5 protein-coding genes are annotated in these 2,761 nt (G+C 38.9%); 2 read left to right on the top strand and 3 right to left on the bottom strand.

Annotated features, from left to right (window positions below; genetic code table 11):
- Positions 1 to 80: 80 nt before the first annotated feature.
- Positions 81 to 314 (bottom strand): type II toxin-antitoxin system RelB/DinJ family antitoxin, encoded by a 234-nt coding sequence (locus EKM83_RS13020; protein WP_125577959.1) that lies wholly within the window; start codon positions 312 to 314, stop codon positions 81 to 83.
- A gap of 64 nt (positions 315 to 378) precedes the next feature.
- Between EKM83_RS13020 and EKM83_RS13025 the strand changes: the two genes are divergently transcribed.
- Together EKM83_RS13025 and EKM83_RS13030 are read left to right on the top strand one after the other, a co-directional pair.
- Positions 379 to 1,163, top strand: a protein-coding gene (locus EKM83_RS13025) for an IS5 family transposase (RefSeq protein WP_404819609.1) whose coding sequence is annotated in 2 segments (ribosomal slippage) — positions 379 to 628 and positions 628 to 1,163 — 786 coding nt in all. Because the reading frame shifts where the segments join, the coding sequence is not laid out codon by codon here.
- 24 nt (positions 1,164 to 1,187) lie between these two features.
- Complete coding sequence (locus EKM83_RS13030) at positions 1,188 to 1,478, top strand: hypothetical protein (RefSeq protein ID WP_125577961.1); 291 nt, start codon at positions 1,188 to 1,190, stop codon at positions 1,476 to 1,478.
- Between the two features lie 539 nt (positions 1,479 to 2,017).
- Here EKM83_RS13030 and EKM83_RS13035 read toward each other — a convergent pair.
- Both EKM83_RS13035 and EKM83_RS13040 read right to left on the bottom strand, forming a co-directional pair.
- Positions 2,018 to 2,359 (bottom strand): hypothetical protein, encoded by a 342-nt coding sequence (locus EKM83_RS13035; RefSeq protein WP_125577964.1) that lies wholly within the window; start codon positions 2,357 to 2,359, stop codon positions 2,018 to 2,020.
- 113 nt (positions 2,360 to 2,472) lie between these two features.
- On the bottom strand, positions 2,473 to 2,761 hold a 289-nt coding region (locus EKM83_RS13040), incomplete at its 5' end, for a transposase (protein ID WP_191987424.1).

Here is a 2,761-nt window from a genome sequence, read left to right on the forward strand (position 1 = left end):
CTGATACCCGACGAATTAAAACTGGCCGAGACTTGCCACCGTTAGTTTCTACAAAACTAACGTATAGGCTGACTAAGTCATTAGTCCTCATCTGGATCGTTGAGCCAATCAGCGACCTCTTTAGCGTCTTTGAACTCGGTGACTGGTGTTCCTTCGGTCGCCTTTAAAAAGCGTAAATTAGCCCTTTCTTCTTCGCTTAAAGACACATTAAAAGGTAAAGCACCATTAGCAACAATCCGCTTGTAAAACATGTTAATGGCCGTGGTTGGATTTAAGCCCAATTCGCTTAAAACTGCTTCGGTATCATCGGCCAAATCTTTAGAACCTGTTTAAAATCTGGACAATTTGATATGATAGTTCAAAAAAGGATGATAACTTATGAACTACCCCAGCAATCCCTCACGGCACCAATTTGAACTAATTCGGCCCGATTTAGAAGCAGCTCGGCAATCTACTAGGCCTCGCAAATATGACCTTTATGATTTATTTTGTGCTGTCGCGTACGTTTTAAAAACCGGTTGTCAATTGCGACAGTTACCGGCTGATTTTCCTAACTGGCAATCAGTCTATTACTACTATCGCGTATGGTCTGAGGAACAAATTATTGATGAACCTTCTATTTTGGATAAATGTTTAAAAAAATTATCTTTACCCTACGGGAAAAACAATCACGCTCGGCTAAAACATCTTTCATAATTATTGATGCCCAAAGCGTTAAAAATACCGATACGGCGGAGCATCACGGTTATGACGGTGGCAAACGTATATCTGGCATCAAACGGCACTTAGCTGTTAATATTAACGGCTTACCTCAAGCAATTCATATAACGACAGCTAATGTTTCGGATCGTGATGGGGCCAGTGCTATGTTAGCCCTCAACTATGATCATTTAAGACAAGTTAAGTCAGTTTTGGTAGATGGCGGCTACACAGGTTCCAATTTTGCAGCTGACGTTTACACTAATTTAAAAGCCACCGTGCAGGTGGCTAAACGCAATGAGCTTCATAAATTTGAAGTATTACCGCAACGCTGGATTATTGAACGATCTTTCAGTTGGTTAGATAAATGTCGCCGTCTCTGGAAAAATTGTGAACGTCAACTTAACACTAGTCGTCAAATGGTCATTTTAGCTTTTTTAGTATTGCTGCTCAAGAGATTTTAAACAGGTTCTCAGATAGTTATGGTGATGATGTATCAATCTCTGACCTTCTTTCTGGCGGTGATACTGATGGCTTCTAATGGGGTACAGGAGTTTGACTTCAGTAAGAAGGGTGTAACGGTCGAAGATACTTTTAAGCAACTGGATAACGATGGTTACTTCAATGATATTAAAAAGAAGTATCGTGACCCAGCTACCGAATATGCTTTCAATGTATTAGAGGGCAACCAATTAGCAGGCCAGAATTGGTTGATTGGCATTCTAATTTCAGGTATAGGTGTGACCCTTATGATATATATAATCGAAAAATTCATCTAAAATACGTTCCAAATTGGAACATATATGTTAAAATGAGTACAGAAAAGGAGCGGTGCTCGAACACTGCTCCTTGGATATGGCCGTTTTAAGAACGGTAGCTAGAGACAGACAACTATAAACAAAGAGTCGCCCATAACTCGCTAAAGTATACGGGGCGGCTTTTTATTTACGATTAAAAAAGCGCAATAATGGCTACAATTAACAAACCAAGGGAAATGAGTACCCCAGATAAGTTAATGACCAATTGCAATCTCTCAAAGCGAGACAAGTCAATAACTCCATTTTAGTATCGTAATGCATTGGCATCATTCCTTTTAGATTGACGCCACCGCCCTTAAAACTTCCATGAAATAATTTTACCACAGCGATTGGATAAAATCTAAAAATCCCATGCACTTTTGCGTTATCATTTGTCATTGCTGATAGCTTATCCAAGTGTTACGCTTATTTCCGTTTCTAATTCCATTGGGATTCCAAAAATTATAGCCATCTAAGAAGATACCCTCATAATACCTTCTTGGATGGCTTTTTTGTATCCATTAAAATCCAATATGAACTAATTTAATCTTATGCGAGTTCATATATCCATTCAACGAAAGCTGATTATGTGTCTTAATCCTAGTGTATAAAACATCTGGAGCATGACCAGTAACGTCTAACCCCTTATGATTATGTCCATGATAACTAAATACTAGTGGAACATACTGAAATCCAAAATTAAACCCATACTTTTTGCTATATCCACCATCAAAATAGGCTTTTGCCCTTAACTTTTTATGACCAACATAACAGTATTCATTTACCATCTTTTGTGTAATTACGTTTAATTCTCCATCAGGTGTCTTATGATGCCCAGTAAACTTAACCTTTTTCTTTCCCATGTACCAGGTTCCATGAAGTGCCTTGGGTATTTTACTCCTCATACTTGAAGAATAGGTAGCGTCAAGAATCTTGTGTAAATGAAATGCCTTCGTACATATAATATGTAACTAACTTAAATAAATGATGCTTCCAAGGTGTCCTGGAGTCCCTTAAAGCCTCGGTGGATCCGCTTCAGAGACTTCTCGTTATAAGCATTAAACTGAGAAACCAGGAATCGATCCAGTGAATCTTCCGTTGGAAATTGTTCTTTGTGGTGGGTGGTGCGCTTGAGATGCTTGTTAAAGTTCTCAATCAAGTTAGTGGAGTAGAGTGATTGCCGAATGGCTGGTGGAAAGTCCATGAAAGTGAGCAGATTCGGCATTTTAAGCAGATCTTTGATTAACTTGGGATAGGTACGATGC

It is taken from the genome of Levilactobacillus angrenensis (assembly GCF_003946085.1).
Lineage (GTDB): Bacteria > Bacillota > Bacilli > Lactobacillales > Lactobacillaceae > Levilactobacillus > Levilactobacillus angrenensis.

Bases quoted from the DNA above. Each gene is read 5' to 3' on its own strand.
- EKM83_RS13030 (WP_125577961.1), top strand. From the start codon at position 1,188: ATGATGTATCAATCTCTGACCTTCTTTCTGGCGGTGATACTGATGGCT.
- EKM83_RS13035 (WP_125577964.1), bottom strand. From the start codon at position 2,359: ATGGGAAAGAAAAAGGTTAAGTTTACTGGGCATCATAAGACACCTGAT.